The sequence below is a fragment of the Streptomyces sp. NPDC039465 genome, from assembly GCF_055639315.1.
In genome coordinates, this window is record NZ_JBVKAP010000010.1 from 196645 (window position 1) to 219745 (window position 23101).

The 23101-nt window shown below is 73.6% G+C and carries 20 protein-coding genes; 9 read left to right on the forward strand and 11 right to left on the reverse strand.

What is annotated here, in order from left to right:
- The first annotated feature begins 22 nt into the window (after positions 1-22).
- Positions 23-613, forward strand: coding sequence for an FxsA family membrane protein (gene fxsA, locus ACZ7LT_RS28835; RefSeq protein WP_471239032.1), 591 nt, complete (start codon positions 23-25; stop codon positions 611-613).
- Positions 614-722: 109 nt separating this feature from the next.
- On the opposite strand, the gene ACZ7LT_RS28840 is transcribed toward fxsA, so the two are convergent.
- The 4 genes from ACZ7LT_RS28840 to yczE all read right to left on the reverse strand — a co-directional run bounded on the left by ACZ7LT_RS28840 (position 723) and on the right by yczE (position 4283).
- On the reverse strand, positions 723-1097 hold the full coding sequence (locus ACZ7LT_RS28840; RefSeq protein ID WP_026278069.1) for an RNA polymerase-binding protein RbpA: 375 nt from the start codon (positions 1095-1097) through the stop codon (positions 723-725).
- A 343-nt stretch (positions 1098-1440) separates the two neighbouring features.
- Complete coding sequence (locus ACZ7LT_RS28845) at positions 1441-2805, reverse strand: MFS transporter (RefSeq protein WP_471239033.1); 1365 nt, start codon at positions 2803-2805, stop codon at positions 1441-1443.
- 48 nt (positions 2806-2853) lie between these two features.
- Positions 2854-3618 carry a glycerophosphodiester phosphodiesterase gene (locus ACZ7LT_RS28850; RefSeq protein ID WP_471239034.1) on the reverse strand — a complete coding sequence of 255 codons (765 nt, stop codon included), beginning with the start codon at positions 3616-3618 and terminating at the stop codon, positions 2854-2856.
- A complete protein-coding gene (yczE, locus tag ACZ7LT_RS28855; protein ID WP_471239035.1) occupies positions 3615-4283 on the reverse strand; it encodes a membrane protein YczE in 669 nt (222 codons plus the stop codon). The genes ACZ7LT_RS28850 and yczE overlap by 4 nt, the downstream gene beginning before the upstream one ends.
- Positions 4284-4383: 100 nt before the next feature.
- Here yczE and ACZ7LT_RS28860 point away from each other — a divergent pair, with 100 nt between their 5' ends.
- Positions 4384-5901: an SCO1417 family PLP biosynthesis transcription factor gene (locus ACZ7LT_RS28860; RefSeq protein WP_471239036.1), complete on the forward strand. Its 1518-nt coding sequence runs from the start codon at positions 4384-4386 to the stop codon at positions 5899-5901.
- Between the two features lie 617 nt (positions 5902-6518).
- Here the strand turns inward: ACZ7LT_RS28860 and ACZ7LT_RS28865 are convergent.
- Together ACZ7LT_RS28865 and ACZ7LT_RS28870 are read right to left on the reverse strand one after the other, a co-directional pair.
- On the reverse strand, positions 6519-8105 hold the full coding sequence (locus tag ACZ7LT_RS28865) for a P-loop NTPase family protein (RefSeq protein ID WP_471239037.1): 1587 nt from the start codon (positions 8103-8105) through the stop codon (positions 6519-6521).
- Between the two features lie 37 nt (positions 8106-8142).
- On the reverse strand, positions 8143-8337 hold the full coding sequence (locus ACZ7LT_RS28870; RefSeq protein WP_128976945.1) for a hypothetical protein: 195 nt from the start codon (positions 8335-8337) through the stop codon (positions 8143-8145).
- Positions 8338-8665: 328 nt separating this feature from the next.
- On the opposite strand from ACZ7LT_RS28870, the gene ACZ7LT_RS28875 reads away from it, so the two are divergent.
- The 6 genes from ACZ7LT_RS28875 to ACZ7LT_RS28900 all read left to right on the forward strand — a co-directional run bounded on the left by ACZ7LT_RS28875 (position 8666) and on the right by ACZ7LT_RS28900 (position 17686).
- Positions 8666-9058 carry an ankyrin repeat domain-containing protein gene (locus ACZ7LT_RS28875; protein ID WP_471239038.1) on the forward strand — a complete coding sequence of 131 codons (393 nt, stop codon included), beginning with the start codon at positions 8666-8668 and terminating at the stop codon, positions 9056-9058.
- A 231-nt stretch (positions 9059-9289) separates the two neighbouring features.
- Entirely contained in the window at positions 9290-10717 is a 1428-nt protein-coding gene (locus ACZ7LT_RS28880; RefSeq protein ID WP_471239039.1) for a HEAT repeat domain-containing protein, read from the forward strand.
- A 186-nt stretch (positions 10718-10903) separates the two neighbouring features.
- Positions 10904-12022, forward strand: coding sequence for a glycosyltransferase family 4 protein (locus ACZ7LT_RS28885; protein WP_471239040.1), 1119 nt, complete (start codon positions 10904-10906; stop codon positions 12020-12022).
- Complete coding sequence (locus tag ACZ7LT_RS28890) at positions 12019-13179, forward strand: glycosyltransferase (protein ID WP_471239041.1); 1161 nt, start codon at positions 12019-12021, stop codon at positions 13177-13179. Before ACZ7LT_RS28885 ends, ACZ7LT_RS28890 begins: the two co-directional genes overlap by 4 nt.
- Positions 13176-14087: an SGNH/GDSL hydrolase family protein gene (locus ACZ7LT_RS28895; protein WP_471239042.1), complete on the forward strand. Its 912-nt coding sequence runs from the start codon at positions 13176-13178 to the stop codon at positions 14085-14087. The genes ACZ7LT_RS28890 and ACZ7LT_RS28895 overlap by 4 nt, the downstream gene beginning before the upstream one ends.
- Complete coding sequence (locus tag ACZ7LT_RS28900; protein ID WP_471239043.1) at positions 14084-17686, forward strand: hydantoinase B/oxoprolinase family protein; 3603 nt, start codon at positions 14084-14086, stop codon at positions 17684-17686. The genes ACZ7LT_RS28895 and ACZ7LT_RS28900 overlap by 4 nt, the downstream gene beginning before the upstream one ends.
- Before the next feature lie 81 nt (positions 17687-17767).
- Here the strand turns inward: ACZ7LT_RS28900 and ACZ7LT_RS28905 are convergent, their stop codons facing one another.
- Genes ACZ7LT_RS28905 through ACZ7LT_RS28925 form a run of 5 tightly spaced genes read right to left on the reverse strand, consistent with a single transcriptional unit; the run spans position 17768 to position 22140 of the window.
- Positions 17768-18658, reverse strand: a complete 891-nt coding sequence (locus ACZ7LT_RS28905) for a 5-oxoprolinase subunit C family protein (RefSeq protein ID WP_471239044.1) — start codon at positions 18656-18658, stop codon at positions 17768-17770.
- On the reverse strand, positions 18655-19281 hold the full coding sequence (locus ACZ7LT_RS28910) for a 5-oxoprolinase subunit B family protein (protein WP_471239045.1): 627 nt from the start codon (positions 19279-19281) through the stop codon (positions 18655-18657). The genes ACZ7LT_RS28905 and ACZ7LT_RS28910 overlap by 4 nt, the downstream gene beginning before the upstream one ends.
- Positions 19278-20042: a LamB/YcsF family protein gene (locus tag ACZ7LT_RS28915; protein ID WP_471239046.1), complete on the reverse strand. Its 765-nt coding sequence runs from the start codon at positions 20040-20042 to the stop codon at positions 19278-19280. The genes ACZ7LT_RS28910 and ACZ7LT_RS28915 overlap by 4 nt, the downstream gene beginning before the upstream one ends.
- 20 nt (positions 20043-20062) lie before the next feature.
- Positions 20063-20863: a putative hydro-lyase gene (locus ACZ7LT_RS28920; protein WP_471239047.1), complete on the reverse strand. Its 801-nt coding sequence runs from the start codon at positions 20861-20863 to the stop codon at positions 20063-20065.
- A complete protein-coding gene (locus ACZ7LT_RS28925; protein ID WP_471239048.1) occupies positions 20860-22140 on the reverse strand; it encodes an MFS transporter in 1281 nt (426 codons plus the stop codon). Before ACZ7LT_RS28925 ends, ACZ7LT_RS28920 begins: the two co-directional genes overlap by 4 nt.
- A 162-nt stretch (positions 22141-22302) precedes the next feature.
- Between ACZ7LT_RS28925 and ACZ7LT_RS28930 the strand changes: the two genes are divergently transcribed.
- Positions 22303-23025: a GntR family transcriptional regulator gene (locus ACZ7LT_RS28930; protein ID WP_471239049.1), complete on the forward strand. Its 723-nt coding sequence runs from the start codon at positions 22303-22305 to the stop codon at positions 23023-23025.
- Positions 23026-23101 lie beyond the last annotated feature (76 nt).

The window sequence follows — 23101 nt, forward strand, 5'->3', positions numbered from 1 at the left end:
AGGCGCCAGGCACACTGGGACCATGACGACCGGCGCCACGCCTCCCCTCGCCCGCAAGCGCTCACGCGCCCGTACGCTCGCCCCGCTCGGTATCGCCGCCTATCTGGTACTGGAGATCTGGCTGCTGATCCTGGTCGGGAGCGCCGCCGGCGGCCTCACCGTCCTCGCCCTGCTGATCGGCGCGGGCGTGCTCGGCTCGGTGGTGGTCAAGCGCGCGGGCCGGCGGGCCTTCCGGTCCCTCACCGAAACCCTTCAGCAGCAGCAGTCGGGCCAGGCGCCCACCCAGGACCCCAAGTCCACCGGCAACGGCCTGCTGATGCTCGGCGGCCTGCTCCTGATGCTGCCCGGCTTCGTCTCCGACGTGGCCGGACTGCTGCTGCTCGTAGCGCCGGTGCGTGGCGCGCTGAGCCGGTACGCGCAGAAGGCGCTGGACCGCAAGATGCGCTCGGCCACGGCCGGCAGCTTCGGCGACGCCTTCCAGCAGGCCCGCATTCACCGCCCGGACGGCAAGGTCGTGCAGGGTGAGGTCATTCGTGACGACGGCCCGCAGGGGCAGCCGCAGAGCAGCGGTCCTCACGGCTCCGAAGGCCCGCGCCCGCCGCTCGCTCCCTGAGGTCCCTGACCTCCCGGACGCCCGGGGCACACATGCGAACAGCCGCGGGGCGCGGTACACACTCGGTGTACCGCGCCCCGCGGCTGTTGTCGGACCTGAAGTGGCGCGCTTACGCGGACTTCCGGCTGTCGCGCGGATGCACGGCGATGTTCATGGCGCCGGAGCGCAGGACGGCCAGCCTCTCGGCCAGCACCTCCTCGAGCTCCTCGCGGGTGCGCCGCTCCATGAGCATGTCCCAGTGCGTACGCGCAGGCTTGCCCTTCTTCTCTTCGGGGCCGTCCCCGTCCACCAGAAGTGCCTGGCTTCCGCAGACCTTGCACTCCCACTCCGGCGGAATCTCCGCCTCGACCGAGAAGGGCATCTCGAAACGATGGCCCTTCTCGCATGCGTACTCCACCGCCTGGCGCGGGGCCAGATCGATGCCGCGGTCGGTCTCGTAGCTGGTCACCACGAGGCGCGTGCCGCGAAGAGCTCGCTCACTCATGAATCGTGCCTCCCGGGCTTGTCGCCCACAGGACAGGTGTCGCTGTCGTCGTCATCCGGTCAACGTCCGGTCGGCGGTAAAGATTCCCGTTCCGGGTCATGCGTCGCCCGTCGTGCCGCTGCTTTTTCCCAAGCTTGGGTACCCACCAGTGCCCGGTTTGTCACATCTGGCAGCAGATGTCACCCAGCGTCTTCACGAAGTCAACACGCAGTAACGGTCCGCCTGGCAGGCCAAAGGCGTACACTACCGGCCTTTCACTTCCGCGTCTAAATTCGCGCCGAATCCGGGCCGGAACCCATGCCGTGGTTCACGCCACATCCGCCGCCACAACCGGCCTGGACGGCTAGATCCGGTCCGGGACCGGATTGCCCGCCGCGGCCACCGCGCGCCGCACCGGCACCCGCGCGAGCAGCACGAAACCGAGCGCGAAGAAGATCACCAGGGAGATGATGGCATCCCGATAGCTGCCGGTCACCTGGAATGCCAGACCGAACACGAGCGGACCGAGCCAGCTCAGGCCGCGGTCGCTCATCTCGTACGCCGAGAAGTACTCGGCCTCCTTGCCGCGCGGCACCAGATGCGAGAACAGCGAACGCGACAGCGCCTGGCTGCCGCCGAGCACCAGACCGATCGCCCCGGCCATGCAGTAGAAGAGCGCCGGCGCCCGCGCGGGCAGGAAATACGCGGCGGCCAGGATCAGCGTCCAGACGGCCAGCGACCCGAGGATCGTCCGCTTCGCGCCGTACGTCCGCGCGAGCCGCCCCATACCCAGCGCACCGACCACCGCCAGGACCTGCACCAGCAGCACCGCCGTGATCAAGGTCGTCTGGTCGAGGCCGAGCTCCTCCGAGCCGTAGACCGACGCCTGCGAGATCACGGTCTGCACCCCGTCGTTGTAGACGAGATAGGCGAGCAGGAAGGAGAGCGTCAGCGGATGGCGGCGCATGTCCTTGAGGGTCGCGATCAGTTGGCGCCAGCCCGCGCCGACCGCGCCCTCACCGCTCGGCGCCACCCTCCGGTCCCGCAGCCGCCGCAGCGGCACCAGCGTCCACGCGCCCCACCACAGCCCGGCCGACGCCAGACAGATCCGCACTGCCTCGGACTCGGAGAGTCCGAAGGACTCATGGCCGGTGTACAGCACCAGATTCAGTACGAGGACCAGCGCCCCGGAGGTGTAACCGAACGCCCAGCCCCGCGAGGAGACCCCGTCCCGCTCCTCGGGCTCCGAGATCTGCGGCAGATAGGCGTTGTAGAGCACCATCGACACCGCGAGCGAGGCGTTCGCCACGATCAGCAGCGCGGCGCCGAGCAGATACCGGTCCCCGGACAGGAAGAACATTCCCGCCGTGGCCGCCGCCCCGAGGTAGGCCGCGGCCGCGAGCAGCGGCTTCTTCCGGCCCGTACGGTCCGCCGCCGCGCCCGCCAGCGGCATCACCAGCACCGCGAGCACCACCGACACCGACACCGCGTACGGGAAGACCGAACCGGCCCGCACCGGGATCCCCAGCGGATGCACGAAGCCGTCCGCGTCCGCCGCCGCCTTGGCCACCGACGTCAGATAGGGGCCGAGGAACACCGTCAGCACGCTCGTCGAATAGACGGAGCACGCGAAGTCGTAGAAATACCAGCCGCGTTGCTCGCGTCTGCGCGCCTGCTGCCCGGCCTCCCGGCCGGAGCTGTCCTCAGTACTGACGGTGTCGCCGCTCACGCCCGCGCCCCCTCGCTCGTCCCCGTGGTGAACGCCCCCGACCGCCGGTCAGACCCAGACTCCCCGGTCGGTCAGCACCGTGCGCAGCGTCTCCAGATGATCGGTCATGATGCCATCCACCCCCAGGTCGAGGAGAGAGGCCATCCGCTCCGGATCGTTCACGGTCCACACATGGACCTGGAGCCCGCGGGCGTGCGCCGCGGCGACGAACCGCCGGTCCACCACCCGTATCCCGCTCTGGCTCTCCGGCACCTGCGCGGCCACCGCGCCCCGGCGCAGCGCCGCCGGTATGCCGAGTGAACGCAGCCGGAGCCCGAGGACCCCGCGCACGCCGTACGAGGTGGCGAGCCGCGGGCCCGCCAGCTTCAGCGCCCGGGCCACCCGGCCCTCGTCGAAGGAGCCCACGCACACCCGGTCCCAGGCGTCGGCCCGGCGTATCAGGTCCACCAGCGGCGCCAGGGCCGATTCGGCCTTGACGTCCACGTTCCAGCGGGCCTCGGGGAACTCCTCCAGCAGGTCCTCGAAGAGCGGTAGCGGTTCCTGGCCGGCCACCCTGGCCTCCCGGACCGCGCTCCACGGCAGGTCCCGGATCCGGCCGCGGGCGTCGGTCACCCGGTCCAGGGTGGTGTCGTGGAAGGCGACCAGGGCGCCGTCGGCGGTGGTGTGCACATCCGTCTCGAAGTACCGGTAGCCGGTCGCGGCGGCGCGCCGGAAGGCGGCGGCGGTGTTCTCGAGACCGTCGGCCGTCCCGCCGCGGTGGGCGAACGGGATGGGGGCCGGATGGTCCAGATAGGGGTGGCGTACGCGAGTCACCGCCGCAGTATGGCCTGCTTCGGTGTCGGTGAGGCGACGGAGGCGCTGCCGTCCTGCTGAGCGGGGATGGCGAAGAAGCGCAGGAAGAACTGGGCGAGCGGGCCGATGGCCAGGGCGTACAGCACCGTGCCGACGCCGAGCGAGCCGCCGAGCAGGAAGCCGGTGACGACGACGGCGACCTCGATGGCGGTCCGTACGAGCCGGATCGAGCGGCCGGTGAGCCGGTGCAGTCCGGTCATCAGGCCGTCGCGGGGGCCCGGCCCGAAGCGGGCGGCGATGTAGAGACCCGTGGCGACGCCGTTGAGGACGATGCCGGCCGCCATCAGCGGGATCCGCAGCGCCAGGCCGTCCACCTCGGGGACGAGGGCCAGCGTGGCGTCCATGGCGACGCCGATCACGAAGACGTTCGAGACCGTGCCGAGGCCGGGCCTCTGCCGGATCGGGATCCACAGAAGCAGCACGACCGCGCCGACGATGATGGAGACGACGCCGATGGTCAGCCCGGTCAGCTCGGCCAGGCCCTGGTGCAGCACCCCCCACGGCTCCAGGCCGAGACCGCCGCGGACCAGGAGGGCCGAACTCACGCCGTACAGGGCCAGGCCGATGTACAGCTGAAGGAGTCGACGGGTCAGATACGGGCCGCGCAACGCGGACGCCATGGACAAGGAGTGCCCCCTGGGTTGGTGGTTGGACTGACTCATGACACTCTGTGGCTGGGAATTGGATGCCAACCAGGGCCAATTCGAGGAAGGTGGACTGAGTTCCATGGCGCAGTGGACTTCGGCAGTAGGACCGGCTCAGCTGGCCCGGCAGCTCAACGCACAGCAGCCCCGGCCCGCGGGGCCCGGCACCCGCAAGCCGCCCGCCTACCGCGCGCTGGCCGACGGGATCCGGCTGCTGGTCCTGGAGGGACGGGTGCCGGTGGCCGCCCGGCTGCCCGCCGAGCGGGAGCTCGCCCTCGCGCTGTCGGTAAGCCGTACGACGGTCGCCGCGGCGTACGAGGCGCTGCGCGGCGAAGGCTTCCTGGAGTCCCGGCGCGGCGCCGGAAGCTGGACCGCGGTCCCGGCCGGGAACCCGCTCCCCGCTCGCGGCCTGGAGCCGCTGCCGCCGGAGTCGCTCGGCTCCATGATCGACCTGGGGTGCGCGGCGCTGCCCGCCCCCGAGCCGTGGCTCACCCGCGCCATCCAGGGCGCCCTGGAGGAGCTGCCGCCGTACGCCCACACCCACGGCGACTATCCGGCCGGGCTGCCGACGCTGCGACAGATGCTCGCCGACCGGTACACCGAGCGCGGGATCCCCACGATGCCCGAGCAGATCATGGTGACCACGGGCGCGATGGGCGCGATCGACGCGATCTGCCATCTCTTCGCCGGGCGGGGGGAGCGGATCGCCGTCGAATCTCCCTCCTACGCCAACATCCTCCAGCTGATGCGGGAGGCCGGGGCCCGGCTGGTGCCCATCGCCATGGCCGAGGGCCTGACCGGCTGGGACCTGCCCCGCTGGCGCCAGGTGCTCCGGGACGCGGCGCCCCGGCTGGCGTACGTGGTCGCCGACTTCCACAACCCGACCGGCGCGCTGGCCGACGAGGACCAGCGGCGCCGGCTGGTCGACGCGGCCCGGTCGGCGGGGACGGTGCTGGTCGTCGACGAGACCATGTCCGAGCTGTACCTCGACGACGACGTGGTGATGCCCCGGCCGGTCTGCGCCTTCGACCCGGCGGGCAGCACGGTCCTCACGGTCGGCTCGGCGAGCAAGGCGTTCTGGGCGGGGATGCGGATCGGGTGGGTCCGGGCGGCCCCCGACGTCATCCGCTCCCTGGTCGCCGCGCGCGCCTACGCGGACCTGGGCACGCCGGTCCTTGAGCAGCTCGGCGTGAACTGGCTGATGCGGACGGGCGGCTGGGAACAGGCGGTCTCGATCCGCCGCACCCAGGCCCGCGACAACCGCGACGCCCTGGTCGCGGCGGTCCGCGCGCAGCTCCCGGACTGGGAGTTCGACGTCCCCCAAGGCGGCCTCACCCTCTGGGTCCGCACCGGCGGCCTCTCCGGCTCCCGCCTCGCCGAGGCCGGCGAACGCGTCGGCGTCCGCGTCCCCTCGGGCCCCCGCTTCGGCGTCGACGGCGCCTTCGAGGGCTACGTCCGCCTCCCCTTCACGGTCGGCGGCCCCGTAGCCGAGGAGGCCGCCTCCCGCCTCGCGGCAGCGGCCCACCTGGTCAAGTCGGGCCCGACCCCGGGTACGGCCACGGGGCCGGGGGCGGAGCCGCCACGGACGTTCGTGGCGTAGGGGCGGCCGTCTGCGGCGGGCGTGGGGTGGGCAGGCCCCGGGGTTCCGTCCGCCTCCGGCGGCGGAGGTTGCGGGGGCGCGGGCGGGTAGGGCCCGGGCGGCCGCGGGGTGGGGAGATCCCCCCACCCCGCCCCTCCCCGAAACCCTGACGGGACCGAGGCTCCGCCCCGAACCCCAGCGCGGCAGCTTCGCGCCGCGGCCCGCCCCCGCAACCTCCGCGGCCGGCTCCTGCTCCACGTGGCAGCCATCTACCGGCCGGTGCGTGCCCCGCACAGGCGCTTCGCGGCGCGAAGCCGCCGGGCGCCTGCGCCGGGGCGGATTCGGGCGCCGCAGGCTCCGCCTCCGGCAGGGCGGGCCACGCGGTGCGAAGCTGCCGCAGCGGGGTTCCTGGGGCGTGTGTGCCCCGCACTCCGGCTCTTCGCGGCGCGAAGCCGCCCGGCGGCCCGCCTGCGGCGGGGCGGATTCGGGCGCCGCTCGCTCCGCCGCCGGCAGGGTGTGTCACGCGGCACGAAGCTGCCGCGCCGGGGGTTCGGGGGCGGAGCCCCCGGTCCCGTCAGGGTTTCGGGAAGGGGTGGGGTGGGGGAGCTCCAAACGCCACCAGGCCGGCGGCAGCCCCGTCACCCCTCCGCCGGGACCGCCGGAGGCGCAACGCGGATCACCGGGAGCGACTCCGTCGGCGGGCCCGGGTCGTCCAGGGCCGGGGGGCGCGGGGGGAGGAGGGCCAGGACCGCCTGTCGGTCGGGGTCGCTCGTCGCGTCGTCGTTGGGGTCCGGGGTCGCCGGGACCTGGAGACGGAGCACCGGGCCCGTGCCGAGGCGGGCGTAGCCGCGGCCCGGCGGGACGACCGGGGTCGGGGTTGTGCGGGGCGCGGCGCCCAGGACCGCCTCGATCTGCCGTGGGGACGCGGGGCCGAGCACGACCCGGGCCCGCGTGTGGCTCCGTACCGTCTCGTCCAGCAGCTCGACCGTGTCGAACTGCTCGGCCACCACCACCGTCACCTGCGCCGCCCGCCCGTGCCGCAGCGGCACCTGAAGCAGCTCCTGCGGGTCGGTGCGGTCGTCCGCCGCGGCCAGGTGGCCGAGGACGCTGGGCCGGTCCAGCAGGATCCACAGCGGGCGCCGGGTGTCCTCCGGGGCCGGATGACCGGCCTGCCGGGCCCGGTTCGCCGCGATCAGCCGGCGCTCGGTCTCGTGCGCCGCCCACTCCAGGCTCGTCAGCGCCCCGGCGAGCCCGCATTCGACGGCGAGGACACCCTCCCGGTCGGTCAGGCACGCGTACTCGCCCGTCCCGCCGCCCTCGACGATCAGCACGTCGCCGTAGGTCAGGGCCTGGAGGGCGAGGGAGCGCAGCAGCGTCGTCGCACCGCTGCCGGGCTGCCCCACCACGAGCAGGTGCGGTTCGGTGGAGCGCGGTCCCGTGCGCCACAGGACCGGCGGGGCGTCGTCGGGGCCGTCGCTGGTGAGGACCGGGACGGTCCGCTGGACGGCGGCCGCGTCGGTGAAGCCGAGGACCGTCTCGCCGGGCGCGGTGACGAAGCGCTGCGCGGCGATGGTCGTGGGCAGCGCGGGCAGGACGCTCATCTCGAGCTGATTGGCCTCCTCGTCCCAGTCGAAGAGGTACTCCCGGCCGCGACCCGACTTGGCGTGCAGCAGCTGTTCGATTCGGGCGCGCGCGGCCGGCTCGCCGTCGGTGAAGTACGCCGGGTACTTCACCCGCAGCCGGGTGGGCCGTCCGTCGCCGTCGAACGCGAAGTCACTGAAGGCGGCCGACCAGTCGCCGCCGTGGGCGAAGAGCGGCGCCGGGTCCTCCGGTACGGAGAAGTACGGCACCAGGGCCTCGTAGAGGGCCTTGAGGCGCTCGGTCTCCGCGTCGTCGGGGCCGGTCTTCACGGCCGGCCGCTCACGCCCCTTCCACGCGGCGGCCCCCATCAGCGACACGAGCCCGAGGAGCGGCCCGTACGGCACGAGGGCGACCACCAGGACGCAGGCCGCGACCAGGAACAGCAGGGGACCGCGTTGTTCCTTCGGTGTCGCGGCCCACTTGGCTCGCGCGGTCGCGGCCAGCCTCCGCAGACCACGCGTGATCGTGATCAGCGGGTGGAGGACGTCGGTGGCGCTGTCGGCGGCCGTACGCGCGATCTCTCGGCTGCGAGCGATCTGCGTGCTGCCGCTGCTCAGAATGCGGGGGAGTGGTCGCCGGGCCACGTCGTGCTCCTGATGGGGTGGAAGGGGTCGAGGGGCGTCAGAACTTGATCCCGCCCAAGAGGCTGGCGAGACTCTGGCCGCCCGCCGTGATGCTCGGGGCGATGGCCGTGCCCGCGAGGTAGAAGCCGAAGAGCGCGCAGACGAGTGCGTGCGATGCCTTGAGCCCGTCCTTCTTGAAGAACAGGAAGCAGATGATTCCGAGCAGCACCACACCTGAGATGGACAGGATCATTTGAGGTTCTCCTGGTTGAGGGGACAGTCACCATGAGTCCTTCCAGGTTCACGGGAAGTATCTATGCGATAAAAGGCCCATCTGGGTGAAAACCCGGCGATTTCACTTGACTGGCGGACGACGGGCCGTTCCCCGGGTGGCGCGCCGGCGGAATCGGAGGTTCAGGGGCCGCCCCCAGGCCCGTCGACACCGGCCTGATCGCGGTGATCTTTGCCGTGGACAGGGCAGGTCATGTCGGTGAACGGGCAGTACCCTGTCGATTCACTCGTACGGCGGGCCCTGCCGTGCGCCCCACCAGCAGCAGTACCCGAGAAAGGCGGTCCGTCCGATGAGCGAAGCCCCGGATCAAGAGGTGATCGAGCTGGCGTCCAAGATCTTCGACCTGGCCCGCCGGGGCGAGACCGAGACGCTCGCCGCGTACATCGACGCCGGTGTCTCCGCGAACCTCACCAACGACAAGGGCGACTCCCTGGTCATGCTCGCCGCCTACCACGGGCACGCCGCGGCGGTCGAGGCGCTGCTCGTGCGCGGCGCCGACGCCGACCGCGCCAACGACCGCGGCCAGACCCCGCTCGCCGGCGCCGTCTTCAAGGGCGAGGACGCCGTCATCCGCGCACTGCTCGCCGGCGGCGCAAATCCGGAAGCGGGGACTCCGTCCGCCGTGGATACTGCTCGGATGTTTGGGAAGACGGATCTCCTGGAGCTGTTCGGCCCCCGGTGAACGGAGGCTGAACGCCGGGTGGGGACGGCGCCGGAAATGTGGTCGCGGTGGCGAAATGGCTGGGTCATCATGACGTCGGGCCCGCAGGGGGCCACCGACGAGAGGCAGAGGAAGATGGTCAACAGCAAGCGAAGGACGACGAGCGGCCGATCATGTTGCTGCGCGGCCTAGGCGAACACCTTGTCCCGGTACTTCCCGGTTGCGTCGACAGCTTGATGTGAGGCATCTTCCATGTTCGATCCAGTCATAGCGCCGAGCGGCACACTGCTCGGCCTGCTGCAGAGGGGCCGCGGCGACGGCACGCTGCACGCGCTCGCCGCGCCCCGCGCCGAAGCGCTCGCCGCCCTCAACCACTGCGTCCTCGAGGACCCCCGCCACGACTGGCAGGTCGAGAACCGCTCCCTCTACTACGCGCGCCTCTTCCTGGACCTGCACGGCGGGCTCCAGGAGATCGAGGCCCACCTCTTCTCCGCCGAGGACCACTTCGACGACGAGGAGGCCCGCACCGGGCTCGCCCTCGCCGTCCTCGGGCACCTCGCCTCCTACGGGCGCAGGGACGCCCTGGTGGTGCTCCGGCGGTACGCCGCCACGGGCGCCAACTGGGCCTGGGCCCTCGACGAGCTCGCCCTGCGCGACGACGACGCCGGCCTGCGCTCCCTCGCCGAGCCCGTCCTCGCCCGCTTCCCGGCCACCCCCGAGGGTGACGCCGAGCTCGCCGCCGCCGTGCGCGACGCGTTCGAGCCCCGGCCCTGGCGGCTGTGGGCCGAGGACCACCGCGACGCCGTCGGCGCCCGCGTCCGGGCCGCCCAGGAACAGGGCTCGTTCGACCGCTGGCAGCGGCAGATGCGCCCCAGCGGCCCCCGGCCCGGCTGGAGCGTCCAGGCGGTCTTCGACTGGGCCCAGCAGGGCCTGGAGCGCGGCAGCGTGCTGCACGTGCCCGCCGCCCGCTGCCTCAGCGCCGTCGCGGGCCCCGACGACCGGCCCGCGATCCTCGACGCCGCCCGGGGTGGCCCGGACGGCGCCCGCTGCGCCGCCCTCCACTACCTCGCCGAAGCCCGCGACCCCGCCGTCCTCGATCTCATCGAGGCCGCGGCGAGCAGCCCGTCCCGTACGGTCGCCGAAGCCGCCGTCGGCGCCTTCGAGCGCATGTGCGGCGAGGAGGCCGTCGACCGGGCCCGCGGCTGGGTCCACCGGCCCGATGCCCTCGGCGCCTCGGCGGCCGGCGTGCTCGCCTTCCGCGGCGGGGCGCAGGACGCCCCCTTGGTCCTCGGCGCGCTGCGCGAGACCGTACGAGCCGAAGGCCCCGACGCCCAGGCGCTCTACACCCTCGTCGACGGCGCAGGGCGGCTCGGCATCGCCTGCGCCGCGCCCGTACTGCGCCACGTCTACCGCGAAACCGCCTCGTCCCAACTGCGCGGGCGCACCGCCCGGGCACTGGCCGGCACCGACCCCACCTTCGCCACCGGCTTCGCCGTCGAATGCCTGTGGGACTGCGAGGAGACCACCCGCGAGGTGGCCGCGCTGCACGCCGAGACCGGTGACATACGGGTCGCCGAGCGGCTGCGCAGGCTCGCCACCGACCCGGCCGAGGAGGCCGAGGTCCAGCTCGCGGTACGCAGCCGCATCGGCGGCGTACAGCCCGACGCCCTCCAGCCGTAGGGGCGTACGGAAGCCTCAGGGGCGTACGGAGCGGACGCGTGCCCGCGGTGTGACCGGCCGCAGGGACGGGGGAACCGCACCACCGAGCCCCGGGTGCACGCCGCGCGCCCAAACGCTCATAGGACGTTCCACGGGCGGAAAGATCCACGTTGGCCGAGCCACGCCGGGCGCGACGACAACACCGGTATGCGTGTCGTCATCGTCACCGAATCCTTTCCCCCCGATGTCAACGGAGTGGCGCACTGCGCCCTGCAGACCGCCCGGCACCTCGCCGCCCGCGGCCATGAACCGCTCGTCATAGCCCCGGCCGTACCCGCCGGGGACGACACTGACGCGCCCTGCCCCGTGGTGCGGGTCCCCTCCCTGCCGCTGCCCGGCTATCCGCAGGTCCGCGTCGCCCTGCCCAGCCGGCGCGTGGCCGCCGCCCTCGCCGACCACCGCGCCGACCTCGTCCACCTCGCCAGCCCCTTCGTCCTCGGGGTGCGGGGCATGGCCGTGGCCACCCGGCTCCACCTGCCCGCCGTCGCCGTCTACCAGACCGACCTCGCCGGCTACGCCCGCACGTACATGGGCACCGGCGAGGGCACCGCCTGGCGGCGGCTGCGGGCGGTCCACGGCGCCGCCGACCGCACCCTCGCCCCCTCCACCGCCGCCCTGCGCGACCTGGAGGACCACGGCGTCGCGCGCGTGCGGCTGTGGCCCCGTGGTGTCGACACCGAGCGTTTCCGGCCCGCCCGGCGCGACGACGCCCTGCGCCGCACCCTCGCCCCCGGCGGTGAGGTGCTCGTCGGGTACGTCGGGCGGCTCGCCCCCGAGAAGCACGTCGAGCTCCTCGCCCCGGTCGCCGCCCTGCCCGGCGTCCGCCTCGTGATCGTCGGCGACGGACCGAGCGCCCCCGCCCTGCGCACCGCCCTGCCCGGCGCCCACTTCCTCGGCCGCCGCACCGGAGACGACCTCGCCCGGATCTTCGCCTCGCTCGACGTCTTCGCCCACACCGGCCCGTACGAGACCTTCTGCCAGACCGTCCAGGAAGCCATGGCCGGCGGCGTACCGGTCATCGCCCCGGCCTCCGGCGGACCCCTGGACCTCGTCGACCACGGCCGTACGGGCCTTCTCGTCCCGCCCCACGACGCGGGCGCGCTCCGGGCCGCCGTGGCCCTCCTCGCCGCCGCCCCCGCCCTGCGCAGGGAGTACGGACGCGCCGCGCGGACCGCCGTCGAAGGACGCACGTGGGCGGCCGTCGGCGACCAGCTCCTCGACCACTACGCCGAGGTCCTGCGTGAGCGGACGGCGGTGGCCGCGTGACCGGCCTGCGGATCGTCCGACTCGCCAACTTCGTCACCCCCACATCCGGCGGCCTGCGCACCGCCCTCGACCAGCTCGGCCGCGGCTATCTCGCCGCCGGACACGAACCCGTCCTCATCGTGCCGGGCGACACCGACAGCGACCGGCACACCGCACAGGGCCGCGTGATCACCCTCCCCGGCCCCGTCCTGCCCGGCACCGGCGGCTACCGCGTCCTCGCCGACCGGCGCTGGCTGCGCCGCCTCCTGGAGAGCCTCGCCCCGGACCGTATCGAGGTATCGGACCGCACCACCCTGCGCTGGACCGGCGAATGGGCCCGGCGTGCCCGTATCCCGTCCGTGATGGTCTCCCACGAGACCGCCGACGGGGTGCTGCGCACCTGGGGCCTGCCCACGGCCGCGGCCACGCGCGCGGCGGACCGGCTCAACCGCCGTACCGCATGGGCCTACTCGCGGATCGTCTGCACCACCGAGTGGGCCGAGCGCGAGTTCGTCCGGATCGGGGCACGCAACGTCGTACGGGCCCCGCTCGGCGTCGACCTGGACCGCTGCCGTCCCGGCCGGCGCAGCACCGTCCTGCGCGCCCGGCACGCCGACGGCGCCCGCGTCCTGCTCCTGCTGTGTTCGCGGCTGTCCGTCGAGAAGCGGCCCGGCACGGCCCTGGACGCGCTCGGTGAACTGCGCGCCACCGGGACCGAGGCCGCGCTCGTGGTCGCCGGGGACGGGCCGCTGCGCGGCACCCTGGAACGCCGGGCCCGCGCAGAGCGGCTCCCCGTCCGCTTCCTCGGCCACGTCGGCGACCGGGAATCGCTGGCGGACCTCCAGGCGGCCGCCGACCTCTGCCTGGCCCCCGGCCCGGCCGAGACCTTCGGCCTCTCGGCCCTGGAGGCCCTCGCCTGCGGCACCCCCGTCGTGGTGAGCGGCTCCTCCGCCCTCCCCGAGGTCGTCGGCGACGCCGGCCTGCCCGCCGCCGACACCCCGGCCGCCTTCGCCGACGCCGTCCGTACCCTCCTCGCCCGGTCCGAGACGCAGCGGCGCGCCGCCGCACGCGCGCGTGCCGCGCTCTTCACCTGGGAGCGGGCCACCGCCGCCTTCCTCACCGCCCATGACGCGCCCCCCGCCCCGCTGCGCGTCCCGCCGCAGGGAGCGCCGGCATGACGATCACCGACCCCGCCATAGGCGGCCGCCACGCGCGCGAGGACCCGCCCGCCCCGCTGCGGTTCGCCGCGCTCGGCGACTCGCTCACCGAAGGCGTCGGGGACCGCGTCGACGGCGTCTGGCGGGGCTGGGCCGCCCTGCTCGCCGCCGGACTTGGGCCCGCCCACGCCCCCGCCCTGTTCCGCAACTTCGCCGTCAGCGGCGCCCTGTGCCGGGACGTCGCCGAACAGCAGACCCCGGCCGCCCTCGCCTACCGCCCCCACCTCGTCTCCGTCGTCGTCGGCGTCAACGACACCCTCAGACGCACCTTCGACATCGAAGACCTCGCCCGCCGCCTCGACCGGGTCTGCGCCGACCTCACCGGCCACGGCGCCCACCTCCTCACCGCCTGCCTCCCCGACCCCGGCGGCATGCTCGGGCTCCCCGCCCCGCTCGCCCGGCCCCTGGCCCGCCGCCAACGGGCCGTCAACACCGTCGTCCACGCCCTGTCCGCCCGCTACGGCGCCACCCATCTGCACATCGCCGACGCCACCTGGGTCGACGACCGCACCATGTGGAGCGCCGACCGGCTCCACCCCGGCGAACGCGGCCACCGCATGATCGCCGCCCGCTTCCACACCCTCCTCACCACCCAGGGCCTCGCCCAGGGCCCCGCCCCGCGCCGCGAACCCGACCAGAGCCCGCCCAGCCGCACCGACTCCCTGCTCTGGCTCGCCACCGCCGGGACCGGCTGGGTCGCCCGCCGCTGCCACGACCTGCTGCCCCAGCTGCTGAGGCTCGCCGGCGCCGAAGTGCGCCACTGGGCCGGCGGCACCGGCGCCCACCTCGACCACCGCGCCGAACACGCCCTGCGCACCGCCCTCGCGGCGGTGTCACTGGACGTTCCCGCGGCCAGAATGGGGGAATGAGCGGGCGCTGGGAATTCTGGATCGACCGTGGCGGCACCTTCACCGACGTCGTCGGCCGACACCCCGACGGGCATCTCGTCACCCGCAAACTGCTCTCCCACGACCCGGACCGCCGCCACGACGCCGCCGTCGCCGGCATCCGGCTCCTCCTCGGACTCGGCCCCGAAGAGCCCGTACCGGCCGACCGGGTCGGCCTGGTGAAGATGGGCACCACCGTCGCCACCAACGCCCTCCTGGAGCGCCGCGGCGAACCGACCGTCCTCGTCATCACCCAGGGCTTCCGGGATGCCCTGCGCATCGCCTACCAGAACCGCCCCCGCCTCTTCGACCGGCGCATCCTGCTCCCCGAGGCCGTCTACGACCGTGTCGTCGAGGTCCCCGAACGCATCGACGCCCACGGCACCGTCGTCACCCCCCTCCGGCTCGACACCGTGACCGAAGAACTGCGCCACGCGCGCGAGGCCGGATTCACCAGCGCCGCCGTCGTCCTCATGCACGGCTACCGCCACCCCGGCCACGAGACCCGGGTCGCCGAAGCCGCCCGCGCCCTCGGCTACACCCAGATCAGCTGCTCCCACGAGGTCAGCCCGCTCATCAAACTCGTGCCCCGCGGCGACACCACCGTCGTCGACGCCTACCTCTCACCCATCCTGCGCCGCTACGTCGACGAGGTCGCCGCCGAACTCACCGGGATCCGGCTGATGTTCATGCAGTCCAACGGCGGCCTGCGCGAAGCCGCCCACTTCCGCGGCAAGGACGCCGTCCTGTCCGGGCCGGCCGGCGGAGTCGTCGGCATGGCCCGCACCTCCGAACAGGCCGGATTCGGGCGGGTCATCGGCTTCGACATGGGTGGCACCTCCACCGACGTGTCGCACTACGCCGGAGAGTTCGAGCGTGAACTCGGTACACAGGTCGCCGGGGTGAGGATGCGTGCGCCGATGATGAGCATCCACACCGTCGCCGCCGGCGGCGGCTCCGTCCTCCACTTCGACGGCAGCCGCTACCGCGTCGGCCCCGACTCGGCGGGCGCCGTCCCCGGCCCGGCCTGCTACCGCCGCGGCGGCCCCCTGACCGTCACCGACGCCAATGTGATGCTCGGCCGGATCCAACCCGCCCACTTCCCCGCCGTGTTCGGGCCCGGCGGCGACCGGCCCCTCGACGCCGACGTCGTACGGGAACGCTTCCAGGCCCTCGCCGAACGCATCGGCGGCGGCCGCACCCCCGAGGAGGTCGCCGCCGGATTCCTGGAGATCGCCGTCCTCAACATGGCCAACGCCGTCAAGAAGATCTCCGTCCAGCGCGGCCACGACATCACCCGCTACGCCCTCACCAGCTTCGGCGGCGCGGGCGGCCAGCACGCCTGCGCCGTCGCCGACGCCCTGAGCGTCGACACCGTCCTCGTACCGCCGCTCGCCGGGGTGCTCTCCGCGTACGGCATCGGCCTCGCCGACGCCACCGCCATGCGCGAGCACTCCGTCGAGCTGCCCCTCGACGACGACCGCACCGCCGACCGCGTCCAGGCCCTCTGCGACCAGCTCGCCCGGCAGACCCGCGACGAACTGCGCGCGGACCACATCCCCGACGACGCCGTCACCAGCCACGCGCGCGTACTGCTGCGCTACGCCGGAACCGACGCCAGCCTGCCCGTCGCCCTCGACACCCCGCAGGCCATGGCCGCCGCGTTCACCGCCGCACACCGCGCCCGGTACGCGTTCACCATGGACAAGCCCCTCGTCGTCGAGGCCGTCTCCGTCGAAGCCATCGGCGCGGCCGGACCCCACGCCCCCGTCACCGCCCCCGGCACCGGCCCGAGCACCCCGCTCGCACCGCGCGCGACCGTCGGCATGTTCGTCGCCGGTAAACGGACCGACACCCCGCTGTACCGGCGCGAGGACCTGCGGCCGGAACAGACCGTCACCGGCCCCGCGATCATCGCCGAGGCCGACGCCACCACCGTCGTCGACCCCGGCTGGCAGGCCGCCACCACCGGCACCGGACACCTCCTGCTGACCCGCGTACGGCCCCGGCCCGGCCGCGTCGCCGTCGGCACCGACGTCGACCCCGTCCTCCTGGAGGTCTTCAACAACCTCTTCATGGCCATCGCCGAGCAGATGGGCGTCCGCCTGGAGAACACCGCCCACTCGGTCAACATCAAGGAACGGCTCGACTTCTCCTGCGCCCTCTTCGACGCCGAGGGCAACCTCATCGCCAACGCGCCCCACATCCCCGTCCACCTCGGCTCCATGGGCGAGTCCATCAAGGAGGTGCTGCGCCGCAACGGTCCCGGCATGCGCCCCGGAGACGTGTACGCCATCAACGACCCGTACCACGGCGGCACCCACCTGCCCGACGTCACCGTCGTCACCCCCGTCTTCGACGGGGGAGGGCACGGGGGAGTGCTCCGCTTCCTCGTCGCCTCCCGGGGCCACCACGCCGAGATCGGCGGTATCACCCCCGGCTCGATGCCCGCCTTCAGCCGGACCGTCCAGGAGGAGGGCGTCCTCTTCGACAACTGGCTGCTCGTACGCGACGGGCGCCTCCGCGAGACGGAGACCCGCGCCCTGCTCACCGGCGCCCCCCACCCCTCCCGGGACCCCGACACCAACCTGGCCGACCTGCGCGCCCAGATCGCCGCCAACGAGAAGGGCATCGAGGAACTGCGCCACATGGTCGACCAGTTCGGCCTCGACGTCGTCCACGCCTACATGCGCCACGTACGCGCCAACGCCGAGGAGTCCGTCCGCCGGATCGTCGCCGGGCTGAGCGACGGCTCGTACCGCTACGAGACCGACGGCGGCGCCGTCATCCAGGTCGCCCTGCGCGTCGACCGCGAGCGGCGCTCGGCCGTGCTCGACTTCACCGGCACCTCCCCGCAGCGGGATGACAACTTCAACGCGCCCACGTCGGTGGTGAAGGCCGCCGTCCTGTACGTCTTCCGCACCCTGGTCGCCGACGACATCCCGCTCAACAGCGGCTGCCTGGAACCCCTGGAGATCCGCGTCCCGGAGGGCTCCATGCTCGCCCCCGTCCCGCCCGCCGCGACCGTCGCTGGGAACGTGGAGACCTCGCAGGCCGTCACCGGCGCCCTGTACGCGGCCCTCGGCGTCCAGGCCGAGGGCTCCGGCACGATGAACAACGTGACCTTCGGTAACGACCGGGTCCAGTACTACGAGACCGTCGCCTCCGGATCCGGCGCGGGCGACGGCTTCGACGGCGCGGACGCCGTGCAGACCCATATGACCAACTCCCGCCTCACCGACCCCGAGGTCCTCGAATGGCGCTACCCGGTACGGGTGGACGCCTTCGCCGTCCGCAACGGCAGCGGCGGCCGAGGCCGCCGGCACGGCGGCAACGGAGCCGTCCGCCGCATCCGCTTCCTGGAACCGATGACGGTCACCCTCCTCACCGGCCACCGCCGCGTCCCCCCGTACGGCATGGCGGGCGGCGAGCCGGGCGCCCTCGGCGACAACCGCGTCGAGCGCGCCGACGGGACCCTGGAACGCCTGGGCGGCATCGACACGGTCGAGGTGGGCCCGGGCGACGTGCTCGTGGTCTCCACGCCGGGCGGCGGAGGGTACGGGCGGGCGGAGGACGCGTAGCGCCTCGCGGCCCGGCGGCCGGAGCACCGCTCACTCTGCGAGCGCTGCTCTTACAAAGCAGATGTCTGAGGAAGCGTGCGGCTACGCGCGCGTGCCCCCTGCCGAGGCCCCGCCCACCGCTACGAACCGCACCGGTGTCCCCGGCGTCGCCTGGGCCGCCTGGGCGAGGTCCTGTCCCCGGACCACCGCGATCACCGGGTAGCCCCCGGTCGTCGGATGATCGGCGAGGAACACCACCGGGCGCCCGTCCGGCGGGACCTGTACCGCTCCCAGGACCATGCCCTCGCTGGGCAGTTCCCCGGGGACCGCCCGTTCCAGGGCAGGACCTTCCGTGCGCAGCCCGATCCGGTTCGCCGCCGCCGACACCCGGTACGCGCGCGTAGTGAGCGTCCGCAGCGCCGCCGGGGTGAACCAGTCGTCGCGCGGGCCGAGCCGCACCCGCAGCACCAGTTCGCGCGGCGGACCAGGCCAGGGCGTGGGGCCGGCGTGCGGCGGCCGGGCGGGGGCCGGGCCGAGCGGCAGGACGGTGCCGTCGGCCAGCGGCGCGGGTCCGAGCCCCGAGAGGAGGTCGGTGGAGCGGCTGCCGAGGACCGGCTCGGCCGCGACGCCACCGCCGAAGGCCACGTAGGACCGCAGTCCCCGCACCGCGCGGCCGATGTCGAGGACCGACCCGGCCGGGACACGTACGGCCGCCCCCCAGGCCGTCGGGCGCCCGTCGATCCGTACCGCGCACGGCGCCCCGCCCACGGCGACCGTGACCGCGCACCGGGGCCGCAGGGCGCAGCCGTCGAGCGTGGTCTCCAGGACGGCCGCGTCCTCGTCGTTGCCGACGAGCCGGTTGACCAGACGCGCGGCATACGGGTCCAGCGCCCCGGAGTGCGGCACCCCCAGATGGGCATGGCCCGGCCGTCCCAGGTCCTGCACGGTGGTCAGCGCTCCGGCCCGTACGACGGCGAACGCCCGGTCGGTCATCGGTGCTCCGCCGGTACGGGGACGAAACGGACCCGGGTGCCGGGCGCGAGCAGGGCCGCGGGCTCCCGCGCCGCGTCCCACAAGGTCACGTCAGTGGTCCCGATCAGCTGCCAGCCGCCGGGCGAGGAGCTCGGGTAGATCCCGGTGTACGGTCCGGCCAGCGCGACCGAACCGGCCGGTACGGACGTACGGGGGGTGTCCCGGCGCGGTACGGCGTACCGCTCACCGAGCCCGGTCAGATACCCGAATCCGGGGGCGAAACCGCAGAACGCGACGCGGAATTCGGCCGTCGAGTGGATCCGTACGGCCTCCTCGGCCGGCACCCTCCACAGCCGAGCCACCGCCGCCAGGTCGGGCCCGTCGTACCGCACCGGCACCTCGATCGCGGCCGCCACGCGCGCGTGGAGCGGCGGAACGTCCCACGCGGGCAGCTGCGCGGCGAGCCGCTCGGGCCGCTCAAGCCCGTCCAGGAGCACGGTCCGCGCCGCGGGCACGATCTCCCGTACGGCGGGCAGGGTGCCCGAGGCGCGCCGGCGCAGCAGCTCCGCGTGGAACGCCTCGGCCTCCTCGCCGCTGTCCAGCTCCACCAGCAGCGCCCGGTCGCCGACCTGAAGGGTCCTCATACGAAGGCCTCCACGCGGACCCCGGAGGCCTCCAGCTGCGCCCGGACCCGGCGGGCCAGCCCGACCGCGCCCGGGGTGTCCCCGTGCAGGCACAGCGAGCGGGCCCGTACCGCGACCGACTGCCCGCAGCGGGTGGTGACCACCCCGAACCGGGCCAGCGACACGGACCGTTCCACGACCGCGGCCGGGTCGGTGACGACGGCGCCCTCCTGCCCCCGTGGCACGAGGGTGCCGCCCGGTGTGTAGGCCCGGTCGCCGAACGCCTCGGTGACGACCGGCAGCGCGGCCTTCTCCGCCACGGCGTGCAGCCGCGAGCCGGGCAGCCCGAGGACCGGCAGCCGCGCACCGGCCAGCAGCACGCCGTCGACCACGGCCTGGGCCTGCTCCTCGTCGTGGACGACCCGGTTGTAGAGCGCACCGTGCGGTTTCACATACGACACCCGCGACCCGGCGGCCCTGGCGAAGACTTCCAGGGCGCCGATCTGGTAGGCGATCTCGGCCGTGAGCTCGTCCGCCGGCACGTCCATCGAACGCCGGCCGAACCCGGCCAGGTCCCGGTAGGACACCTGGGCCCCGATCCGTACCCCGCGCTCGGCCGCGAGCGCGCAGACCCGTCGCATGGTCGCGGCGTCTCCGGCGTGGAAACCGCAGGCGACGTTCGCGCTGGTGACCACCGACAGCAGTTCTTCGTCGTCGGTGAGCCGCCAGCGCCCGAAACCCTCTCCGAGGTCGGCGTTGAGGTCGATCGAGGTCCAGGTCATGGGTGGGGACTCCGCCCTGGTCAGGCGACGCGGTAGTGCGCGTCGCGGACGTCGGTGATCAGCATCCGGCCCGGCGCGTGGGTGAGCGCGAACGGCGGCCGGGAGGCCATTACCGCCGCCTGCGGGGTGACCCCGCACGCCCAGAACACCGGTACGTCACCCGGCTCGGCGGCCACGGCGTCGCCGAAGTCGGGACTGCCGAGGTCGCCGATGCCCAGCGCCGCCGGATCACCCGCGTGCACGGGCGCGCCGTGCACGGCGGGCATCCGCGCGCTGACCCGCCGGGCCGTCTCCACGAGCGGCCCCGGCACCGGCCGCATGGAGACGACCATCGGGCCGTGCAGCCGCCCGGCCGGCCGGCAGGGCCGGTCGGTGACGTACATCGGGACGTTGCGGCCCTGTTCGACATGGCGCAGCGGCACCCCGGCCGCGGCGAGCGACGCCTCGAAGGTGAAACTGCACCCGATCAGGAAGGCCACCAGATCGCGCCGCCAGTGCGCGGTCACGTCCGTGGGCTCGTCGACCAGCCGGCCGTCCTCCCAGACGCGGTAGCGCGGCAGGTCGGTCCGCAGATCGGCGCCCGGCGCGAGGACCGTGGTCCACGCCCCCTTGTCGGTGACGTCGAGCACCGGGCAGGGCTGCGGGTTGCGCGTACAGAAGAGCAGCACGTCGTACGCCCAGTCCGCGGGCACCGCGATCAGATTGACCTGGGCGTGGCCCGGTGCCCAGCCGGCCGTCGGTCCGGTCGCTCCCGCCCGGGCACGCGCGCGTGCCTCCCGCGCGGTCACCGGAACCGTCCCCCTCCCCGTCCCGGTGGTCATACGAGCTCCTTGCCGCGCGTCTCGGGCAGCCCGAGGAGCGCGACGACGGCGATGCCGTAGCCGACGGCCCCGAAGACCAGCGCGCCGCCCACGCCCCAGCTGTCCGCGAGGAAGCCCACCAGGGTCGGGAAGAGGGCGCCCACGGCGCGGCCGGTGTTGTACGTGAACCCCTGGCCGGTGCCGCGGACCGCCGTCGGATACAGCTCGGCGAGGAAGGAACCGAAGCCGCTGAAGATCGCGGACATGCAGAAGCCGAGCGGGAAGCCGAGGACGAGCAGCAGGTTGTTCGCCCCGGCAGGGATGTTGGTGTAGGCGAGGATGCACAGCGCCGACAGGACCGCGAACAGCGCGATGTTCTTCTTCCGCCCCAGCCGGTCGGTGAGGTAACCACCGGTGAGGTAGCCGATGAACGCGCCGGAGATCAGGAACGTCAGATACCCGCCGGTGCCCACGACAGTCAGCCCGCGCTCGGTCTTGAGGAAGGTGGGCACCCAGGTGGCAAGCGTGTAGTAGCCGCCCTGCACGCCCGTGGAGAGCAGCATCGCGAAGAACGTGGTGCGCAGCAGGCCCGGGCGGAAGATGGCGGTGAACGAACCGCGCTCGGCGCTCGCCCGGCGCGCCTCGGCCGCCTGGGGCGCGTCCTCGACGTTGCGCCGTACGTACACCACCAGCAGGGCGGGCAGCGCGCCCGTCCAGAACATCACGCGCCACGCGGTGTCGGCGTCGAGGAAGTGGAACACCAGCGTGTAGACGATCACGGCCAGCGCCCAGCCGGCCGCCCACGCGCTCTGGATGCCGCCGAGCGTACGGCCCCGGTGCTTCGCGGAGGCGTACTCGGCGACCAGGATCGCGCCGACCGCCCACTCGCCGCCGAAGCCGAGCCCCTGGAGGGCGCGGAACACCAGCAGCGTCTCGTAGTTGGGGGCGAAGCCGCACAGGAGGGTGAAGAGCGCGTACGTGATCACCGTGATCATCAGCGCCTTCACGCGCCCGATGCGGTCGGCGAGGATCCCCGCGAGCGCGCCGCCGACGGCGGAGACGACCAGCGTGACCGTGGTGAGCAGACCGGTCTGGCCGCTGTCGAGGCTGAAGTAGGCGGCGATCGCCACCATCGACAGCGGCAGCGTGAAGAAGTCGTAGGAATCCAGGGCGTATCCGCCGAAGGCGCCGCCGAACGCGCGTCGGCCGCGCGGCCCGAGCGCGCGCAGCCAGGCGAACGCGCCGGTGTCGTCGGGGCGTTCGCCCTGGAGGGACCGCGGAGTCTGAACCGTACTCATCTGCACCTCGCAGAGGGGGAGGAGCGTGCCTGAGAGACGTACCGAAGGGCCGTGCGGTGTCGTCAACGTAGGGGATTGTTCAACGATCCGACAAGAGGCATGTTGTCTCGTTCTGGTTTCTGCGATTGACTCGGCCGCGGACGACGGAGGAGAAGAGGCGCGGTGAGCACCAACGGAGCCGGGATCGGCGAGCTGGCGGACGACCGCCCGCTCCTCGGACGGACCAGCACGGCCGAACGGGTCGCGGACATCCTGCGCACCCGCATCGCCGAAGGCTTCTTCCCGCCTGGCACCCGCCTCTCCGAGGACAGCATCGGCGGCGCCCTCGGTGTGTCCCGCAACACACTCCGCGAGGCGTTCCGCCTGCTCACCCACGAACGCCTGCTCGTCCACGAACTCAACCGCGGCGTCTTCGTCCGGGTCCTCGCCGTCGCCGACGTAGCCGACATCTACCGCACCCGCCGCCTCGTCGAATGCGCCGTCGTCCACGGCCTCGGGCAGCCCCCGTACCTCCTCGACGGCCTCCTCGCCGCCGTCACCGACGGCGAACGCGCCGCCCGCGAGGAGGACTGGAAAGGCGTCTCCACCGCCAACATCCACTTCCACCGCGAACTGGTCGCCCTGGCCGGAAGCGCCCGCACCGACGAGCTCATGCGCGGCGTCCTCGCCGAACTCCGCCTGGCCTTCCATGTCGTGGCCGACCTCCGCGCCCTCCACGAGCCCTATCTCGTACGCAACCGGGAGATCCTGGACGCACTGCGGGCCGGCGAACGGGCCACCGCCGAACGGCTCCTCGCCCGGTACCTCGACGACTCCCGGGCCGGCCTGATCGAGGTCTACGCCCGGCTCGTCGACGAGGCAGACGGCGCCGCCGCCGACGCCTGACCACCAGGCCCCCGCGCACCGCCCCTGGCCGCATCTGCGCCGTTTCGACCGTTGTCAGTGCGAGGACCTAATCTGT

What these genes read in the sequence shown, in the direction of transcription:
- ACZ7LT_RS28860 (WP_471239036.1), top strand. Translation starts at nt 4,384, where the DNA reads ATGGCGCAGTGGACTTCGGCAGTAGGACCGGCTCAGCTGGCCCGGCAG.
- ACZ7LT_RS28910 (WP_471239045.1), bottom strand. Translation starts at nt 19,281, where the DNA reads ATGAGGACCCTTCAGGTCGGCGACCGGGCGCTGCTGGTGGAGCTGGAC.
- ACZ7LT_RS28885 (WP_471239040.1), top strand. Translation starts at nt 10,904, where the DNA reads ATGCGTGTCGTCATCGTCACCGAATCCTTTCCCCCCGATGTCAACGGA.
- ACZ7LT_RS28895 (WP_471239042.1), top strand. Translation starts at nt 13,176, where the DNA reads ATGACGATCACCGACCCCGCCATAGGCGGCCGCCACGCGCGCGAGGAC.
- ACZ7LT_RS28870 (WP_128976945.1), bottom strand. Translation starts at nt 8,337, where the DNA reads ATGATCCTGTCCATCTCAGGTGTGGTGCTGCTCGGAATCATCTGCTTC.
- ACZ7LT_RS28920 (WP_471239047.1), bottom strand. Translation starts at nt 20,863, where the DNA reads ATGACCACCGGGACGGGGAGGGGGACGGTTCCGGTGACCGCGCGGGAG.
- ACZ7LT_RS28925 (WP_471239048.1), bottom strand. Translation starts at nt 22,140, where the DNA reads ATGAGTACGGTTCAGACTCCGCGGTCCCTCCAGGGCGAACGCCCCGAC.
- ACZ7LT_RS28905 (WP_471239044.1), bottom strand. Translation starts at nt 18,658, where the DNA reads ATGACCGACCGGGCGTTCGCCGTCGTACGGGCCGGAGCGCTGACCACC.
- ACZ7LT_RS28915 (WP_471239046.1), bottom strand. Translation starts at nt 20,042, where the DNA reads ATGACCTGGACCTCGATCGACCTCAACGCCGACCTCGGAGAGGGTTTC.
- ACZ7LT_RS28840 (WP_026278069.1), bottom strand. Translation starts at nt 1,097, where the DNA reads ATGAGTGAGCGAGCTCTTCGCGGCACGCGCCTCGTGGTGACCAGCTAC.
- ACZ7LT_RS28900 (WP_471239043.1), top strand. Translation starts at nt 14,084, where the DNA reads ATGAGCGGGCGCTGGGAATTCTGGATCGACCGTGGCGGCACCTTCACC.
- fxsA (WP_471239032.1), top strand. Translation starts at nt 23, where the DNA reads ATGACGACCGGCGCCACGCCTCCCCTCGCCCGCAAGCGCTCACGCGCC.
- ACZ7LT_RS28880 (WP_471239039.1), top strand. Translation starts at nt 9,290, where the DNA reads ATGTTCGATCCAGTCATAGCGCCGAGCGGCACACTGCTCGGCCTGCTG.
- ACZ7LT_RS28875 (WP_471239038.1), top strand. Translation starts at nt 8,666, where the DNA reads ATGAGCGAAGCCCCGGATCAAGAGGTGATCGAGCTGGCGTCCAAGATC.